This window comes from Pseudomonas sp. C 49-2 (assembly GCF_003970195.1).
GTDB classification, from domain to species: domain Bacteria; phylum Pseudomonadota; class Gammaproteobacteria; order Pseudomonadales; family Pseudomonadaceae; genus Aquipseudomonas; species Aquipseudomonas canadensis.
This window is the reverse complement of record NZ_RXYG01000001.1, coordinates 201,369-220,444: the sequence shown is the minus strand read 5'-3', so window position 1 is coordinate 220,444 and position 19,076 is coordinate 201,369. Positions and strand designations below refer to the sequence as shown.

12 protein-coding genes are annotated in these 19,076 nt (G+C 60.2%); 10 read left to right on the top strand and 2 right to left on the bottom strand.

Features of this window, described 5'->3' with window-relative positions; genetic code table 11:
• Positions 1-20 precede the first annotated feature (20 nt).
• The 6 genes from EJ576_RS01005 (at position 21) to EJ576_RS00980 (ending at position 13,594) form a co-directional block, all read left to right on the top strand.
• Entirely contained in the window at positions 21-998 is a 978-nt protein-coding gene (locus tag EJ576_RS01005; protein WP_126569430.1) for an asparaginase, read from the top strand.
• A gap of 50 nt (positions 999-1,048) precedes the next feature.
• Positions 1,049-2,041 carry an AraC family transcriptional regulator gene (locus EJ576_RS01000; RefSeq protein ID WP_122729948.1) on the top strand — a complete coding sequence of 331 codons (993 nt, stop codon included), beginning with the start codon at positions 1,049-1,051 and terminating at the stop codon, positions 2,039-2,041.
• A gap of 153 nt (positions 2,042-2,194) precedes the next feature.
• Positions 2,195-3,232, top strand: a complete 1,038-nt coding sequence (locus EJ576_RS00995) for a histone deacetylase family protein (RefSeq protein WP_122729950.1) — start codon at positions 2,195-2,197, stop codon at positions 3,230-3,232.
• A complete protein-coding gene (locus EJ576_RS00990) occupies positions 3,229-4,320 on the top strand; it encodes a polyamine ABC transporter substrate-binding protein (RefSeq protein WP_126569429.1) in 1,092 nt (363 codons plus the stop codon). Before EJ576_RS00995 ends, EJ576_RS00990 begins: the two co-directional genes overlap by 4 nt.
• Positions 4,321-4,419: 99 nt before the next feature.
• Positions 4,420-8,895 (top strand): dermonecrotic toxin domain-containing protein, encoded by a 4,476-nt coding sequence (locus tag EJ576_RS00985; RefSeq protein WP_126569428.1) that lies wholly within the window; start codon positions 4,420-4,422, stop codon positions 8,893-8,895.
• A gap of 136 nt (positions 8,896-9,031) precedes the next feature.
• Complete coding sequence (locus EJ576_RS00980) at positions 9,032-13,594, top strand: dermonecrotic toxin domain-containing protein (protein ID WP_126569427.1); 4,563 nt, start codon at positions 9,032-9,034, stop codon at positions 13,592-13,594.
• Here EJ576_RS00980 and EJ576_RS00975 read toward each other — a convergent pair.
• The gene (locus EJ576_RS00975) at positions 13,591-15,126 is read right to left on the bottom strand and encodes a PLP-dependent aminotransferase family protein (RefSeq protein ID WP_122729957.1); all 1,536 of its coding nucleotides are present in this window, start codon (positions 15,124-15,126) and stop codon (positions 13,591-13,593) included. The two genes, EJ576_RS00980 and EJ576_RS00975, sit on opposite strands and share 4 nt — an antisense overlap.
• Before the next feature lie 87 nt (positions 15,127-15,213).
• On the opposite strand from EJ576_RS00975, the gene EJ576_RS00970 reads away from it, so the two are divergent.
• From EJ576_RS00970 to EJ576_RS00960, 3 genes are read left to right on the top strand one after another with little or no spacing between them, the layout of a single operon-like run.
• The gene (locus EJ576_RS00970) at positions 15,214-15,852 is read left to right on the top strand and encodes an FMN-binding negative transcriptional regulator (RefSeq protein WP_122729959.1); all 639 of its coding nucleotides are present in this window, start codon (positions 15,214-15,216) and stop codon (positions 15,850-15,852) included.
• Complete coding sequence (locus EJ576_RS00965; protein ID WP_122729961.1) at positions 15,849-16,295, top strand: GNAT family N-acetyltransferase; 447 nt, start codon at positions 15,849-15,851, stop codon at positions 16,293-16,295. The genes EJ576_RS00970 and EJ576_RS00965 overlap by 4 nt, the downstream gene beginning before the upstream one ends.
• 10 nt (positions 16,296-16,305) lie before the next feature.
• Positions 16,306-16,977 (top strand): GNAT family N-acetyltransferase, encoded by a 672-nt coding sequence (locus tag EJ576_RS00960; RefSeq protein WP_068937797.1) that lies wholly within the window; start codon positions 16,306-16,308, stop codon positions 16,975-16,977.
• A gap of 41 nt (positions 16,978-17,018) precedes the next feature.
• Here EJ576_RS00960 and EJ576_RS00955 read toward each other — a convergent pair whose 3' ends face one another.
• On the bottom strand, positions 17,019-17,294 hold the full coding sequence (locus tag EJ576_RS00955; RefSeq protein WP_122729964.1) for a helix-turn-helix transcriptional regulator: 276 nt from the start codon (positions 17,292-17,294) through the stop codon (positions 17,019-17,021).
• Between the two features lie 415 nt (positions 17,295-17,709).
• On the opposite strand from EJ576_RS00955, the gene EJ576_RS00950 reads away from it, so the two are divergent.
• On the top strand, positions 17,710-19,002 hold the full coding sequence (locus EJ576_RS00950) for an autotransporter domain-containing protein (protein ID WP_126569426.1): 1,293 nt from the start codon (positions 17,710-17,712) through the stop codon (positions 19,000-19,002).
• Positions 19,003-19,076: the final 74 nt, after the last annotated feature.

Sequence of the window (19,076 nt, the reverse complement as noted above, 5' to 3'; positions counted from 1 at the left end):
TTTCGTTCAGGAGAATCTCAATGTCAGCATCCAACAACGTCATGGTGCTCTACACCGGCGGCACCATCGGCATGCAGGCCAGCGCCAATGGCCTGGCCCCCGCATCCGGCTTCGAAGCCCGCATGCGCGAACAGCTTGCCAACGAGCAACTGCCCAACTGGCGTTTTCGGGAAATGTCGCCACTGATCGATAGCGCCAACATGACCCCGGACTACTGGCAGCGTTTGCGCACGGCCGTGGTCGAGGCGGTGGATGAAGGCTGCGATGGCGTACTGATCCTGCATGGCACCGACACCCTGGCCTACAGCGCGGCGGCCATGAGCTTCCAATTGCTCGGCCTGCCTGCGCCAGTGGTGTTTACCGGCTCGATGTTGCCCGCCGGCGTGCCCGACAGCGATGCCTGGGAAAACGTCAGCGGCGCGTTGATTGCCCTGGGGGCAGGCCTGGCGCCCGGCGTTCACCTGTATTTCCATGGCGCGCTGATGGCGCCGACCCGCTGCGCGAAGATCCGCAGTTTTGGCCGTCATCCGTTTGCCGCATTGCAACGCAACGGCGGCGTGGCCCAGGCCGATGTAATCCCGGCGGCGCTGCATTTTCGCCAGCCGAAAGCGTTGGCTAATGTCGGCGTGCTGCCGCTGGTGCCTGGCATTGCTGCCGCGCAACTGGATGCGCTGATCGTCAGCGGCATCCAGGCACTGATCCTTGAATGCTTCGGCAGCGGCACCGGGCCAAGCGACAACCCCGCGTTCCTCGCCAGCCTGCAGCGCGCGCAGACTGAAGGGATTGCGGTCGTAGCCATCACCCAATGCCATGAAGGCGGCGTAGAGCTGGACGTCTACGAAGCCGGCAGTCGCCTGCGCGGCGTGGGCGTATTGTCCGGCGGCGGCATGACCCGGGAAGCAGCGTTCGGCAAGCTCAATGCGCTGATCGGTGCCGGGCTCGCTACCCAGGAAGTCCGCCGCCTGGTGGAGCTGGACCTGTGCGGCGAGTTGCGCTGAGCGGCATGTAACTTGCTCCTCTTCCAGCCATCCCGTGGCTGGAAGACTCTATGTTGCACTCCCACCTCACTACCCTCAACGCCGTCTCGCTGGTCATTGATGCGTTCAAGGCCGAAGGCTTGCCCGCTGAAACGTTGCTCGCGGGCAGCGGCATTTGCGCCGCGGACTTGAGCCGCGCCGACGCCTGCATCACCACCAACCAGGAGATGCGTGTATGTACCAACGCAGTCGCGCTGCGGCGGGATATTGGCCTCGAATTGGGCCGCAAGATGCATGTGTCGTCCTACGGCATGCTCGGTTATGCCCTGCTCACCTGTGCCACCTTCGGTGACGCTTTGCGCCTGGCTCTACGCTACCCGGCGCTGTTGGGAACACTTTTCGAGCTGAGCCTGGAAAACGACGGTGAGCGTATCTGGCTGACTGCCGCCGATTACCGGGAAACGCCCGCGCTGGAAATGTTCAACGTCGAATTCTGCCTGGTTTCGCTGAAACTCATCTGCGACGACCTGCTGGGCCAGCCGCTGCCGTTACTCGGCGCGTGTTTCGAATACAGCGCGCCGGACTATCACGCGCGCTACCACGAGTGCTTCGCGTGCTCGCTGCATTTTGAAGCCAGCGCCAACGCCTTCGCGTTTGATAAGCGCTGGCTCGACCAGCCGCTGCCACTGGCCGACGCCGTCACCCATCAAGCCGTGACCGATCGCTGTCGCAAGCAGAACCTGGAGTTCACCGGGCGTCAGGCCTGGCTGGGTCGAATCCGCCGCCTGCTCGCCGCCCAGCTCCACGCCGCGCCCGGCATTGAAGGTTTGGCTGAGCAGATGAACTGTTCCGCGCGAACCTTGCGTCGGCGTCTGCATGACTTGGGCAGCAGCTACCAAGAACTGCTCGACGAGCTGCGCTTCGACCGCGCCAAACAGTTGCTGGGGCAGAACGAACTGCCAATCTACCGAATCGCCGAACAACTCGGTTTCAGTGAAACAGCCAGCTTTCGCCACGCATTTGTACGCTGGAGTGGTGTGGCCCCCAGTCAATTTCGCCCCTGACGCATCGCAATGGCGCGCCGATGCGCGCTAACGGGGCGAATTGCGGACACACAATTTGGCCGTATTTATCCCCTTTTGGCCGCTCTTGCCGTTTTCTTAAAACCGCCCCACCGCAAGACTGCATTGACTGACACAGCTTGCGGAGAACAACAAATGCTGACGATCTACTCAGACGATCACCACCTGCACCACGGCCGTTGTGAACTGATGGACGGGCAACTGATGCCCTGCTTCGAAATGCCCTCGCGGGCCGATCACGTGCTGCAACGGGTAAAAGACCGCGAACTGGGCCCGGTCCACGCCCCGCATGACTTTGGCTTGGCACCGCTGCAACGCATCCACAGCCGCGACTACCTCGACTTCTTCCAAGGCGCCTGGCAACGCTGGACCGCCTACGGCCAGGACGGCGACCTGTTGCCCTACACCTGGCCCGCCCGCACCTTGCGCCGTGTGTTGCCCACCAGCCTGCACGGCCAACTCGGTTACTACAGCTTCGACGGCGGCGCGCCGATCACCGCCGGCACCTGGCAAGCAGCGTATAGCGCGGCGCAAGTGGCGCTCACGGCGCAACAGGCGATCCAGCAAGGCGCGCACAGTGCTTTCGCGCTGTGTCGCCCGCCAGGCCATCACGCTGCCAGCGATTTGATGGGCGGTTATTGCTACCTCAACAACGCCGCCATCGCCGCCCAGGCCTTTCTCGATCACGGCCACCAGAAGGTCGCGATCCTCGACGTCGACTACCACCATGGCAACGGCACGCAGTCGATCTTCTATGCGCGCAGCGACGTGCTGTTCACCTCGATCCACGGCCACCCGGAAGCAGAGTTCCCGTTCTTTCTCGGTTATGCCGATGAGTTGGGCGAAGGTGCAGGTGAAGGCTTCAACTTCAATTACCCGCTGCCTGCAGGTTCCGGCTGGGACCAGTGGAGCACAGCGCTTGAAGAGGCCTGCGCCGAGATTGAACGCTATGGCGCCGACATCATCGTCGTGTCCCTGGGCGTGGACACCTTCAAAGACGACCCTATCTCGCAGTTCAAACTCGACAGCCCGGACTACCTGGCGATGGGCACACGTATCGCCCGCCTGGGCAAACCCACGCTGTTCGTAATGGAAGGCGGCTACGCCGTCGAAGAAATCGGCATCAACGCCGTTAACGTCCTCGAAGGTTTCGAACAAGGATCAGCACCATGAAGATGCTCAAGTACGTTGCCCTCTGCGCTGCCGTTCTCGGCGGCGCGGCCCACGCCGAAGAGAAAACCCTGCGGGTCTACAACTGGTTCGACTACATCACGCCCAAGGCGCTCGAAGACTTCAAGACACAAAATCCCACGGTCAAATTGGTGTACGACATCTTCGATACCAACGAAGCCCTGGAAGCCAAACTGCTCACCGGAAACTCCGGCTATGACGTGGTAGTGCCATCCAATGTGTTCCTGGCCAAGCAAATCGAGGCCGGAGTTTTCCAACCGCTGGACCGCAGCCAACTGCCCAACTGGAACCACCTCGACCCCAAGCTGATGAAGCTGATCGAAGCCAATGACCCGGGCAACAAATTCGCCGTGCCCTACATGTACGGCACCATCCTGATCGGCTTCAACCCCGACAAGGTCAAGGCAGCGTTGGGCAGCGACGCACCGGTCGACAGCTGGGACCTGATTTTCAAGGAAGAGAACATCAGCAAGCTCAAGCAATGTGGTGTCGCCCTGCTGGACTCGCCTTCGGAAATCCTGCCCCTGGCCCTGCAACACTTGGGCCTGGACCCCAACAGCAGCAACCCCAAGGACTATGAGAAAGCCGAAGCGCTGCTAATGAAAATCCGCCCGTACATCACCTATTTCCACTCGTCCAAGTACATGGCCGACATCGCCAACGGTGACATCTGCGTGGCCGTCGGCTATTCCGGCAGCTTCTCCCAGGCCGCCAACCGGGCCAAGGAGGCCAAGAACGGCGTGACCGTAGACATGCGCCTGCCCAAAGAAGGCGCGCCAATCTGGTTCGACATGCTCGCCATTCCCAAAGGTGCGAAAAACCCGCAGGACGCCTACACCTTCATCAACTACCTGCTGCAACCGCAGGTAATCGCACCGATCAGCGATTTTGTCGGCTACCCCAACCCCAACAAGGACGCCACCGAACAGGTTGACCCATCGATTCGCAACAACCCCAATCTGTACCCGACCGAGGCGGCGATGGCCACGCTCTACACGCTCAAGCCGCTGACCCGTGACGCCGAGCGCGCCCGCACGCGGGCCTGGACCAAGATCAAATCGGGCACCTGAGCCCCTGCGCCAAGGGACAGTTAGTTACTACCCGGGGCTGACTGTCTCTCGCTACGTTCTGCTCATTCGGGAATTTCCCGCCTGACCAGGACTGCCTGCATGAACGCCCTGCTGACCCTAAGTGACCTGACTCACCAAACCAACCTCGGCCCCTCGCTCTACGAAGTGGCCACCCAACTGCTGCGCGACGCACTGAAAACCCTTGAGCCTGCGCTGGATATCGACCCCGACAGCGCGACCATCGCCACGCCCATGTCAGACCAGACGTTTGTCTTTGAAAGCCTGACCCACACTCTGATTACCCAAGCCCTGGAAGGTGGCAGCGCCGATTACTTCAACGGCCTGCACTTCCTGACGCTGACGCCAACAGCCGCTGCTCCCGTGCAACTGGATGTGGACATGACGCAACTGAGCGGGCTGCTGAACGCCTGCAACCAAATGCTGTTTGTCACCTGCCAGGAGCGTCAGCTGGATTTCTGGAACGGCACCGTCGAACGACTGCCGCGCTGGAAGAAGCTGTCCGAGACGCTCAAGGAGGCACTCAATGTCAGCCGAGTACCTGGCTGGAACACAGACCACTGCACCCTGGCCCGCTTGATCGCGGACAACCCCACCCTGGCAGAGCGCCGATTGCTCACGCCGTTAGCCACAATCAAGGTTGGCCTGCCCGACATTGATCAGGTCGGAGGCGAACAGCACCAACATCTGATGCTCGACGGTGCTGTGATTATCAGTGGCACTTATAGACGCCAGGCCATGCACCTGATGTACAGCATCAGCCACGGCTACGAAGCGTTTGAATCCATGAGCAAGCTGGGCGAGTCCATCGCTGCGCGCCTCGATAGGGATCTGGACGCGTCACACCTCACCTGGCGCCTTTATGAGCCCGACGGCAGTGTTTTCGACTACGTCGTCTGGGCCCTTATCGCTGCGTACATCCAGGCCGCCGGTACGCTTTCAGGGGGCGGCATGCCCTCTTTTGATAACGATACTCAACGTGTGGACCAGCTTTCCTCCGAGGACAAAGCTGGCCTTACTCAACTCCAAGCCTCGATGCCGGACTGGATGAAAACTGCATCCATGGACGATCAATTGGAATACAGCCGTTATTTGAGAACCCTGGGCAAACTTCACACGCAATACGATATGTCGGCCGCCAACGGCGACATCCTCCCCATCGGTAGCTTCGCCCAAACCAAAATGCGCGACGCGATTACAGCCGATAAAAAGCCTGGGGCAGAGGCACTGATACTCGACAACCTGACGATCACCACCACCGACAGCATGGACGTCGGCGGGCTGCTACTGCCTGATCCCGCCAGCCGCAAAAAAGAAACGCTGGGTGAGTTCGCCCTGCAAAACACGCCGCCCTTCATGGGCTCCCTCGCCTTTACCGATCAAACCAGCGTTCCCGACTGGCTGACACTTGACTACCTCAACCAAAAGGCAGAGCAGCTCAATATTGGCGACACCTACCCTGCACTGATCAAGCAGACCTTACTTGACGATGCCGCTCAGGCAACTCGCCACAAGGCCAGCTACATGCGCCTGTTGCCCGTGTTGCTGCCCATGCGGGCATTGGAGTGCAAACTCAGGCATCAGGGTGCAATGGACGAACGTGGCTACCGCCTGGTCTGCCAGAGTCTGGAAAAACCGGCAACCGGCGCGGTTATACGCCCACTGGCGTTTATCCCGCAGCGGCGCTTGAGCGGTTCCAGCGATCGAGTCGCCAATATGTTCATCATCACCGCGCAGGGTTCGCCCAATGGGCTGTGTGTACTCTATCGCCCCATGTTCGACCCACCGTTCCTGCAATTTCCCTCGGCGCAAAACCTGCTGTACGCGCTGCACCAGGATGGCGAACTGCGGGAAAACGTATTGGCCTGGCTGGCCACCCCGGCCTTGAGTTTCGAGTACGCCAGCTATGTGTTCGGCCAACACCTGCCCTCACTGTGGACCCTGACCCAACTGGCTTTCGAGCCGTTGATTCATCTGGACATGATCGGCGATGTGAGCCTGGATACCACACCTGTAAGCGGCGACGTGCTCGAACACCTGTACCGGGAAAACGCCGATGCGCTTATAGCGCTGGCTGACCGTCAATCGGTGTCCAACCGCGAACGACGCTGGGCGTTACTGGGGGAAAGTGGCTGGGCCGTGTTCAGCGTGGCGAGCAACTTTTTCACCGGTTCGGCAGGCACTGCCGTGTGGGTCTGGCAAAGCATCGATAAAATCCAGCGGGCGCTGGGCGACTACGAAAAAGGCGTGGGCTTGATTAACTGGAAGTCGATTGCCGATGTACTTCTGGCATTCAGCATCCTCATGGCTCAACGCGTGGCGCAACGACGCATGGCCGGCAAGCATGAAGGGCTCGCCACGACCCCATCCGGCCCGCCTCCGGCCAAGCAGCGTGTCAGCATCACCCACGAACCGCTTGCGCTCACGGGTACGCTACCGCTCCCACACCTGGGGGCCTTGGCGCCCGAGGTCATCGCCGCGCCGCGCAGTGGTATTGGGTTCGAGCAGTACATCAGCACCTTCACCGTGCCAAGGCACACCGAAATCGAAGCGCATTTGAACGCAGCCAGCCACCTCTATGAATGGGAGGGCAAACACTACGCATCGGTGGGCGCGCACTGGTTCCAGATCAAGGTCACGCCAAACGGTCCCCATGTGATCCAGGACCCGAAACAACCTGGACGGACCGGTTTCGAGGTGAAATACGACACCGTTACCCAACAATGGTATTGGGACCTGAAACTGCGCCTGCGTGGTGGCGGAAAAACCCAAGCCGAACTCGCTCGAAAAGCAAAACTCGCGGCGCTGGACCAGCAACTGACTGAATTTGTCCAACTCAAGAACCAACTGGCGCGCAAAGCCCGCGCGGACATGGGGCAACACGCCTATGAGCAGCTCCCCCGGCAGGAAACCCTGGACCTTTACTTGCGGCAATTGAAGATCACCATGGATCAATGCCAGGGCGCCATCAATCAGTTCAACGAGTGGTTAACGCTGGGTGGGCGGTCGCGGGCGGCCCACGAAACGCGCCTGAAAGTCACCGCCGAACATCTGTTCTACGTTACCCAATGGCTCAAAGATGTCCGCTTGACCTACAACGTCAAGGCCCGCGCCGCCATGGACGGCATCGACTTCACTACCGTGCCCGCCAATGCCGGACATCTGGAACACACTCGCCAGGTGATTGCGCTGGGACGCGAAATGATCGATCACATCCAGACATTTGAAAAAGCCAGCCCCGGCCTGACCACCATGATCACCAACCCGAGTTTATCCAGGACACAAATAGAAAAAATCAGGATGGTCAACGCCAATGCGTCGCGCGTGCTCAAGCAACGTGACGTGCAGTATTTACAAATCAATGAAATCGGACTGTCCGGTGAACTGTGTATCAGTCTCCCCTGGAACGCTGCCAACGCACAGGCACGCACGGCGGTGGCGCAGCTTTTCGAGGTCACCTGCACCGCCGCCAGTGAACTGCTGCGCTGGGAAAAAAGCCAGAAAACGCCGGCCACGGCGAGCCAGGATGTCACCACCCTGGACGGCCTGGTGGACCGTTTTGCCGACGCTGCCCAACGCCTGGCGCAACTGCCTGAACAGTATCCCGAGCAACTGGAGAGCGGGCCCCTTGAACGCGTGCTCACGCTGGTCCAAGGGTTTCAGACACACACCATTTCACAACGTGTGACGCTATTGCGCGAACAACGCAAACAGCAAAAAAACGCTCCGGCCCAGGCTGGCACTTCCCGTGCGGCCAAAAAATCCAGCAAGGCCACAGCAAGCCCGCCAACACCGGCAGAGCCTGCATCGTCCCTGGACGAAGAGTCCGCCGAATTGATCATCATCACGCCCAAGGCCGTCACGCCCACATCCATCACCGGCAGCGACACCACTATCGTTAAACAAGCTCTGGAACTGAGCCTGCCGGAGAGCGTCGACGGGTTTATCCAACGCACTACGCTAGATGCACAGCGCTACTACCGAATTGCCGAGGATGTCGATCATCTGTTTGACCGGCAGGCAAGCAAATACGAGCAAGCGGCGCGCGATGTCGAACGCATACTGGCGAAACAAACCGAGGAAGGCTCTTCAGAATTTCCGGTCAGCACCTTGCCCAAGCAACTGCGCGAAATCGCCGAAAGAACCCGTCGGGCGAGCATTGGCGTCCACGCCGACATGCTCAAACGCAAAAAGCCGCGGCAAACGTACTTTCAGTGGCTGCTGGACCACCAGCAGATCAAGCTGCAACGTGACCCACGCGGCAAGATCCTGACCCAAAAAGCTCAGGACTACTTCCAGGAATACCAAATCCTGGATCGCAGCCGAAACGACGCGCCCCTGTGGGTCGCGCATTTTCACTATGTCGGCCTGAACATGCCGGCCGAGCAATTCAGTGCGGCCCACCTGAAAATCGCCGAACCCTACCTTGCGACCCTGATGCCCGCCCTGCGCGAGCAATTAAGCGCCCTGACACCCATCGACTATGAGCAACGCAAGCTCACCGCCCCTGAAACCGTAGCGATGTTCCTGGCACTGGAACCGCAGCCTGCTAACTAATTAACACCCCGCAACCTGACGCCGCTCCTAACGTGTGCCAGCCCTAACCGCGCCTCACGTCAGGAGCGGCCATGGTTCTTCGCCACATGACGCAAACCTGCGACATCGCACTTTTCCAAGGCTAAGGAATGCCTCAATGAACGACCTTATCTCCTCAGTAAACAGCGAATTACTCACTCAAGTGACTACCGGCCCGTCCCTGCGTGAGGTCGCCTCGGTAACCTTGCGCGAGGCGTTGCGCGAACTTTACCCGCGGTTGGACATCAACCCGGACCTGGCCACCGTGAACGACCCGCGATGGTACCTTCGCGACGGTGAAATCATCCGCGGCGAGCCGCATTCCGAAACCCTCACCGGCCTATTGGCGCGCAGTGCAGTTTCGCACAAGCCGGTGGTCTGTCTCGATCGCATGCACTTTCTGGTCTACCCCTTGGGCAACGAGCCTGACGTACACCTTCCCGTCAGGATCGACGCGATAGCCCGCTTGATCAACGAACTGGCACCGCTGTTATTTGTGTCTCACCAGGAACAGCAATTGGCGTTCTGGAACCACACCGTCGACGCCAATGGCCCACGCTGGCGAATGCTTGCCAAGTCACTGCGCAATGTCTGGAATGTACAAGCGGTCGAAGGCTGGGACGCTGACGACTGCGCCGTGGCGCTTGCGATGTATCACTATCCCGTTTACGCAGAGCGCCTGCCTCACGACAAATACGGCACACGAGCCTACCTAGTCGACCTCGATATACAGGACGGTACAACCGTGCGGCACCTGAACGTCAGCGCGCTTTCCGTGCTGATCGCCACCCACGGCGCGCGCACCATCATCCTCAGCCACTCGATCGGTGGCGGGTATGCAAAGTTCGCCGACCTGGAAGCCTTCGGCCAATCACTGTTGCCTTACGCAGGCAACTTAAACGGCAAGACCCTGAACTGGCGGTTGCTGGAACCGGACGGTGATTTTTTCGAGCAACAGGCCTGTAGCGTGATTGGCTTGCAAATTGAGGCCATCGGTCAGATCGGTGCGGCGCCAACCCACAGGCCCACGCAGTTGGCTGCCGAACCTGTCGGCGCGCAAGCGGCTGACCTTTCCGTGATCAACCAAACGCGTATTCGCAGCGTACAACGTGCATTGCCGTCCTGGCTACTGCAGGCCTCGGAAACCGACCAGTCGGACTATGGGCGCTACCTGATGGACCTGGCCGCTCTGACGACGCGCAACGAAGGCAAAACCTTCGTCGACGATCTGCCAACCCTCACCGACTTTGCCCGCCAAGCGCTTCGTGCGCAGCTCATCAAGGAGCATCCCGAAGCCACCCACCTGAACGTTGATCATGTCGAGATCACCGTCACCAGCCAAGTGGTCTGGGGCACAGTGGCGATTCCCGGCGAAACGCAGACCGTGACATTAAGCCTTGTCGAACTGGCCCTGCAAAACCTCGTCGCGCTGCCACTGGGCAACAAAACCGTGCGTTACCGGGATGGCAGCCCAACGCCAAACTGGATGACAGCAGCGTACCTCGATCGACTGGTCACCCAAGCTGATATCGGTAAACACTACCCCGAACTGGTCAACACACTGCTGCTGGCCAACCCCGGGCAAGTCTTGCAGCGTCAAGGCCTGTACGCCGAGCAACTGCGCCTGCAACTGCCCTTGCTGGCGTTGCAATACAAGATTCGTGGCCTGTTCAACGTTGACGAACGGGGCTATCGCTATGTGTGCGCTGTGATGACCGTTGAAACGCACCAGCGGCAGGTGGATGGCTATACGGTCGAAATCAGGCCGTTGGCGTTGCGCCCCACATGGCGCCTGGGCGGCGGTGCGGACCGGGTCGAAAACATGTTTATCATCGGGCCACAGGACCCCAAAAACGGCCCGTGCCTGTTGTATCGACCGCTTTCCAACGAACCGCTGATGCAGTTCCCGTCACTGACCAACGTGCTTTACGCAATCAAGCAGGACACGCCGTTGCGCGACGCAGTACTTGCTTGGTTGCCTGACAATGTACGCCTGAATTACGCCCAATTTGTCTTCCCTGGCAAAGTGCCTTCGCCTTGGGTATTGCCCGCGCTGCTCAGCAGACCCATGAGTTCGCTGGCGATGGTTGGCCCGATCGAGTTCGGCACCCAGACACTGGGCTCAAACTACTTCGCGGCGCTTTATAATGCCAACGCCCGCGCCCTGCTGACACTGGCAGACCGTCAGTCGGTGTCCAATGCCGAGGCGCGCTGGGAAAGCTTCAAACACGCAGGCTGGATCGTCCTTAACGCTGCACTGCCGTTCCTGGGCCGCACGGCAGGCGCGGCGGCCTGGATCTGGCAAATCATGGACGACCTGCAGGTCATCATCGACGCCAAAGAAAGCGGCGACCGAACCACGACCATTTCAGCCGTGGTAGACATTTTTCTGAACCTGGCCATGGCCCTGGCGCTGCACATCAGCCAGCGACACGCGCCAGCCAGCGAGCCTGAAAAGCCAGGCATCACGCCTGCCCCTGCGTTGCCGGCCAAACCGTCAATCCTTCAAAAACCCTTGATCGAAACCGGGCACCTGCCCCCTGGCCATGAACTCACGCTGCTTACCCACGGTGCCCTGACCCGCAGCCCGCTGGGCCTGTCCCATACGCTGGACAGTTTCAGCCTGGCGAAGCCCGAAGGCTTGGGGCGGCAGAACACTACTGCCGGGCCGTACCTGCACCTCTACCCGAAGGGCGAGAAGTGGTACGTCCCCGTCGCACAGCGCTGGTTTGAAGTGACGTTCGATGAAAACGAGACCGTGCTGATCATCGACCCCAAAAACCCGAGCCGAGAGGGCCCCGCCTTGATCAACAACCTGCGGGGCCAATGGTTTGTCGACACCCGTCTGCGCCTGCGGGGTGGCGGGCTACGCAGCCAACGGCGCAAAGGCCAGGCCCTGCGGCCACCAAAAATCCAGGAGTTGCGAGAGCAACTGGAGGCATTCGACGCTCAGACAGAGCGACGGCGCCAGCAAATGGTGGGGTTCCAGACCGCCATCAAACAGGCATCACCCGGCAATCAGGCCGCAGCGCGCACCACCTACCTGACCGAAGTTAGCGCGCGCCTTGAGGAACTGGACGTGCCGATCGCAAAGCTCAAGTCGCTGAACATCCTCGATACCGTGCCTCGTTATCAGGAGGCCATGCTCAGCTACCTTGAGGACCAGATCATCCTGGGGCAAAGCGCCGCTACCGAGCAACTCATTCGCTTTCGGGATGGGCTGCATACCGTCACGGAATTCCTGGACAAGACAGACCTGCCAGACACCCCCATGGCGCTTGAAGATTGCCGTGCCGTCGACACCTCCACCCAGAACGTGATCGACCGTATCCAATACATGCACTCACGCTTCAAGGAAGCCCACTCACTGGGTTTCAAAGGCGCAGAACTGGTTCAGCACTACGAACCACTGTTGTCCAAAGTAGGACTGGATGAGCTCAAGGCTTTCCGGATTACGCTGTCGCGCTATCTGTGCCTGAACGACGGCACTAAGGTGAGCCCGGACGGCGCCTATTCGGTCATCGGCCAATTGGTTGACAGAGCCGACCTGGCGGTACAAAGCCTGTGCGAAACCTTGCAACCGGACAACCTCACGCCGCTGGATGAACAGATTGAGGTCCTCGACAACCTGGTGGACCAATTCACGGGGGTGGATCAAAGCCTGGCAGACTTGCCGGCGGATTTCCCCCTGGACGTGCACCGGCCGTCTCTCGAAACTTTGAAAAACCTCACCGAAGAATTTGCGCAACGGGCAGTCAAACGCCTGGTTACGCTGTTGCGTGAACGCAAAGCGTTAGAGCCGGTCAGTGCCGGCCCATCTACGTCCACACCGCGCCAAAGGGTGATCAAGACCCGTTTCAAGGGGATAGTCGTCGGGGAAGAGCGGCCGCCGCTAGGCGCCGAGAAAACCCCTTTGGTCGAGGTCAAGCAGCCATTGACCGGCAAAGTGATTGCCGTCTTTCACGAAAAGGACGGACTGTGGGTTGAACACAAGTCCCCCACCTTGCCGCCTGTGCGGCCGACATCGCGTAGCTTGACCGCCACTATCGCCAGTGCCCAGACGTTGTTCGATGATACCGACCACTTCGTTGAGCGCACCAAAAGCCTGTCCGCTGACATACGGCGGCTGCCAGTGGAGATCGAAGAGCGCTTTCACCGCCGGGCCGGACAATTGGAAGAGGCCGGCCGCGAGATCGAAGAGGCCTTGACCGCTGCCAACTTGACCGAAAGTACATCGACGTCAGCCGCCCAGATCAATCGCAACCTGGACACGGCGATCAAGCGTCTCTACACCGAGGGCCGCCGGGTCAAGCTCGACATGCTCAAGCAGCGCCCGCCGACGGCCGCACATGTTGAACTGCTGTACAACGAAAAAGAGGTCACCATCAACCCGATACCGGGCTCACGCACTAAGCTCGCCGGGCGCAACAAAGGGTATTTGAAGGAGTACGAAATCCTCGACGCCGCCAACTCGAACGCGCTGTGGTACGCGCACTTTCACTACAACGAACTGGTCGGGCCCGAAGCGGCCTACACCGCCGCGCACTTGAAGACCAAGGCGCAGCGGCGCCTGGGCGGCAAGTATCAATCGCCTGGCCCGCGCGATGATCGCGGCAATATTGCCGTGTACCGCAGTGAAATCGGGCCCAAGCTGGCGCGGTCACTGTTTTTCAAGGATTAGCGCCACACCTCGCGCAGGCGTGCCAACGCCTGATCGATGGCGTCCTCAGGCACGGCGGCAAATCCCAGCACCAGGCCGGCACGCGCGTCCGGCGCGGTGTTGGAATCCGGCAGCCAGTAACTGCTCAAGCCATTGACCTCGACCCCCACCGCGTGAGCCAGCTCCAGCAGCTCACGCTCGCGGGCCAGGCTGTCGACCCGCACGGTGAGGTGCAAGCCGGCCATCACCTGCGGCAGGCTGCCCACACCCGGCAAACCTTGAGGCCAGCCGGCCAGCAGCGCGTTGCGCCGACTCAACGCCGCACGCCGCATCCGGCGAATGTGCCGCTGGAAATGCCCGGCCGCCATGAATTCGGCCATGACGGCCTGGGTGCTGACTTCGGAGTGGCGCATGTCCACCGCGCGCCGCCGGGAGAAGGCATCCACCAGGCCCGGCGGTAACACCAGGTAGCCCAGGCGCAACGCGGGAAAGGCCACCTTGCCGAACGTGCCGACGTACAACACCCGCCCGCCACGGTCCAGTGCCGCCAGGGGCGAAAGCGGCGCGCCGCTGTAGCGGTACTCGCCATCGTAGTCATCCTCGATGATCCAACCGCTCGTGCGCTCGGCCCAGGCCAGCAATTCCAGGCGCCGCGCCAGGCTCATGACCACACCCAGCGGATACTGATGAGACGGGGTGACATAGGCCACCCGGCAGTCATCCAGCGTGTTGAGCACCTGGCAATCAATGCCCTCACCGTCCACGGGTATGCCGTGCAAACGCCCGCCGGCCAAGGCGAACGCATGCCCTGCCGCGCGGTAGCCTGGGTTTTCCAGCGCCACGCCGTTGCCCGGCTCGACCAGCAACTGTGCACAAAGGCTGATCGCCTGCTGCGCGCCACTGGTGATCACTATTTGTTCAGCCGTGCACTGCATGCCCCGTGAGCTACGCAGGTAGGCGGCGATCAAACCGCGCAGGCGACCGTCGCCCGCAGGGTCGCCGTAACAGAGTTGTTCCAGGTCCGGCTTGCGCCAAAACGCCCCGTTCAGCTTGGCCCATACCTCAAATGGGAACAGATCGAACGCCGGTACGCCTACCCGAAATGCCCGTGGCGGTCCCGCTGGAGGCTGGGGCAGATGGTTGGTTTTTATCTGCGCCAAGCCCCGGCTGTGGATAACTTCACTGTCCAGATCCTCCGGTAAATTGGCCCATTTTGTGGATAAGGCTGGGGATAAGCCTGTCGATAACCCTGTGGATACTTTTGTGGATAGTTTTTTAGCCGTGGGCAATTGGGCTACGTAAGTGCCGTCACCGACCCGACTCTCAATAAACCCCTCCGCATACAACTGGTCATAGGCGCGCACCACGCTGTTACGGGAAATCGACAACGCTGCCGCCAAGTCACGGGTAGCCGGCAAGCGCGTGCCGCTGACCAGCCGCCCGTCCAGCACGCGCTGGCGCAGGGCTTCATACAGCTGGCGCGTCAGCCCTTGGCGACGGTCCAGCTCAATACCGGCGGGGTTGAACGACAAGGGCGGTGAGACAGGCGACATATTGGACCTATGAAATGGCTGCCAGATGGATCTTTAAACCAGCCATTAGCCTGCCTAGGATGCAAGCATTCGCCAAGGAATATTTGCATGTACACACCGCGCGCCTTTGCCCTCGATGATTTGCCCGAAATCCAGCAACTGATCCAGCACACTCGCCTGGCACAGCTTGTGACCGTTGGTGAGCAAGGCTTGCTGGCCAGCCACTTACCGCTGTTGCTTAACCCCGATGAGGGCGCGAACGGCACGCTGTACGGGCACCTGGCCAAAGCCAATCCTCAATGGAAGGATTTGCAGAACGGTAGCGAAGCCCTGGTCATTTTTGCCGGTGCCGAGGCCTATATCAGCCCTGCGTTTTACCCGGCCAAGGCCGAGCACGGCAAAGTGGTGCCCACCTGGAACTACATCGCGGTGCACGCCTATGGCACGCCTGAGGTATTCAGCGACGCCGAGCGCTTGCTCAGCGTGGTCACGGCGCTGACGGATCGCCATGAATCAGGGCGCGCCCAACCCTGGAAAGTCAGCGACGCCCCGGCCGACTACATTGACGGCATGCTCAAGGCCATCGTCGGCTTCGCCCTGCCGGTGGAGCGCCTGATCGGCAAACGCAAACTCAGCCAGAACCGCAGCCCGGCCGACATGGCTGGCGTACGCGAAGGCCTGGCCGCCAGCCCCGACGTGCGCGACCAGACCCTCGCCCGCTTCATTCCACAAGGAGCTTCAGAATGAGCCCGATCGACATCCGACCCGTCACCGCCGCCGACCACGCCGCGTGGTTGCCGTTGTGGCAGGCATATTTGACGTTCTACAACACAGAACTGCCGGACGCTGTGAGCCAAAGCACCTGGCAACGCCTGATCGACGCCAACGAGCCGACCCATTCGGCGCTGGCCTGGCAGGATGGCAAAGCGGTGGGCATGGTCAACTTCATCTACCATCGTTCCAACTGGAGCATCGAAAACTCCTGCTACCTGCAGGATCTGCTCGTGGTGCCGACCCAACGCGGCACCGGTGTCGGCCGCAAGCTGATCGAATTCGTCTACGCCACCGCCAAGGCCGATGGATGTGCCAAGGTGCACTGGCTGACCCACGAAACCAACGCCACCGCGATCCAGCTGTACGAACGCATCGCCGAACGCCCGGGTTTCATCCAATTTCGCAAAGGCCTTTAAGGAGCGCAGCATGTCCACTTCCCTCGCCGACTGGAAAGGCGTCCCGGCACCGACCGTGCAACTGCTTGAAGGGCGTTTTATCCGCCTGGAAAAACTCGACCCCACGCGCCATGGCGATGATTTATTTCAAGCGCTGCAAGGTCCCAATGCCGACCCGAAACTGTGGGATTACTTGCCCTACGGCCCATTCCCGGAGCGCAGCGCCTTCAATGACTGGCTGAACAACCACGCGGCCCACAAAGACCCGTATTTCTTCAGTGTGATCGACCGCGTCACCGGCCAGGTTCAGGGTCTACTCAGCCTGATGTCCATCGTCCCCGAGCAAGGTCGCATTGAAATCGGCCACGTCACCTTTGGCGCGCCGATGCAGCGCTCGCCGAAAAGCACCGAGGCGGTATACCTGCTGGCCAAATACGCGTTCGACCAAGGCAACCGCCGCCTGGAGTGGAAGTGCAACAACGCCAATGGCCGTTCCAAATACGCAGCCGAGCGATTGGGGTTCAGCTTTGAGGGCGTGTTCCGCCAGCACACAGTGGTGAAAGGCAAGAACCGGGATACCGCGTGGTACTCGATCATCGATTCGGAGTGGCCGAAGATTGAGGCGGGTTTTGAGGAGTGGTTGTCGCAGGCCAATCAGAGCGGTGACGGGCAGGTGAAAAGCCTGGCGCAGTGCCGGGCCTGATGATGTAGAGGATTGTTCCCACAGGGGTGGGAACAGTCGCGTCAAAGATCGCGCCGAACCTTCACCACGCCCATCCTCAACCCGAACGGCCTGAACACCGCATTCAGCGACTTCAGGGTCTGATTGCCCTCGCCATGCTCGATATGCACCAAGGTCCGCACCGAGATTTTGCACATCCTGGCAAATTGGCTTTGGTGCAGGCCAGTGACTTCGGTGCGCAGACGGCGTACGGCGTCGCCTATCTCAAGCGAACCATTGGTTAGGCCTTGTTCAATACTCTCAATGACGTGCGCCCGCTGATCAATCGAAAGGCTCATCTCAACCCCCAGGTTTTCAAGCGCTGATCGAGGTCACGCAAGCCAAAACGACACGGGCTGTCGAAGCCTTTTTGCGGCTCGGCAAAATCCAAGGTCATTGCGTCCTGCCAACGGCCCGTTTCAAAAACCTGGAGGGTAAGCCTGAGAGGGGCGTCTATCGGCAATTTAATGCACCTGGAAGTCAAGGGTCGTCACTTAAACTGCAATATAGTGCATAAAATCAAAGAACGCTGTCTAAAAAACGCAATAAAATGCAAATCCATCAACCGCTAAGCTCAAGGCGGCCAATAACAGATGCGTTTTTAATCGCGCCGCACTAGAGACAACTCTCGCAAACCAGAGGTCGGTAGCCTGACAGTTATCGCCTCGCCATCTCGCTAAATTCCCGGCCTCATTCATCAGAGGTTGGAAATTCATGCCCTTTACACAGCACAGACTTGCATTTGTCACCGCCCTCGCCCTCAGTGCCGCCAGCCTTCAATCCGCGCAAGCGCGAGGCGATATCGAATACACGCCCTACATGTTTCAACCCTACGATGCGCTGCCAGATGAGTGGTTTGACGAGCCCGAAATCGAAGCCGCGCCCCTCGACGGCTATCTCATCCAACAGGCCCGCTCCCACAATGGCTTGCAAGTGGCCAAGGTGCTGGAGCCTGCGCTGACTCGGTTACTGGAGTCCGGGGAGCTGACCTCCGAGGAAATCAAAGCCCTGGAAAAATTTGGCGATGCGCTGGATAAGCAACCCGGCGGGATCGGCGCAAGCCTTGAGCAATTGGCCGGTAGCCAGAACGCCAACCTCGCTGGCGCAACGCAAAACACCACGCAGCAACTGAGTAACCAATTGCTCTCGACGCTGCGCACGCTGCCCGCTGACGACAACGGTCACTTCTGGGTGCAGGCCGTGGGCAACGGCGGCAGCCTCGACAAACAAGGCGGCAGCGCCGGCCTGAAACACGATACCCACGGTCTGTTGTTGGGTGCCGACTGGGCACTGGATCATGCTTGGCGGGTTGGGGTCATGGGCGCCAAATCCAGCAGCAATCTCAATGCACAACGCTTCTCCGCCGACCTGGACAGCTGGCACCTGGGGGGTTATGCCGTGCGTAAGGACGGGCCACTGGCCCTACGTCTGGGAGCGATCTACAGCGACCATGCCGGCCGGAACAAACGTAACGTCAACCTGCTCGACTACAAGGAGCAGCTAAAGGGCAGCTACAACGCTCAAAGCCAAACCCTGTTCTCCGAGCTAGGCTATCAACTGGGCAGCGCCGATGTCAGCGTCGAGCCCTTCGCTGGCATCGGCTTCCAACGCTACCACCGCGACAGTTTCAAGGAAACGGGAGGTATGACCGCGTTGAACGTGGGCGCGCAAACCCAACAAAACCTGAGCAGCACCTTTGGCCTGCGCCTGGCAACGGTGTATCGGTTCGATAGGCAGATCAGCCTCACCCCTCACCTCAGCACAGGCTGGAAGCACCTCTACGGCGAAGTCGACAGCAAAGTCCGCCATTCCTACCGTGCCCTGCCAGGACTGCTAGACGGCTTCACCGTCAAGGGCACCTCGATCGACCGCAATAGCCTGGACCTGCAAGCCGGCCTGGACCTCGCGTTGTCGACACAACACACCTTAGGCCTGACCTACAGCGCCCAAACCGGTACAAACAGCCGTAACCAAGGCTTGATGGGCCAATGGAGGATGAGCTTCTAACCCCGTCAAATTTCGGGCAAAAAAAAGGGGAGCACCTGCCCCCCCGAGGATTAAACGGTCGTGTCGAAGGCTGT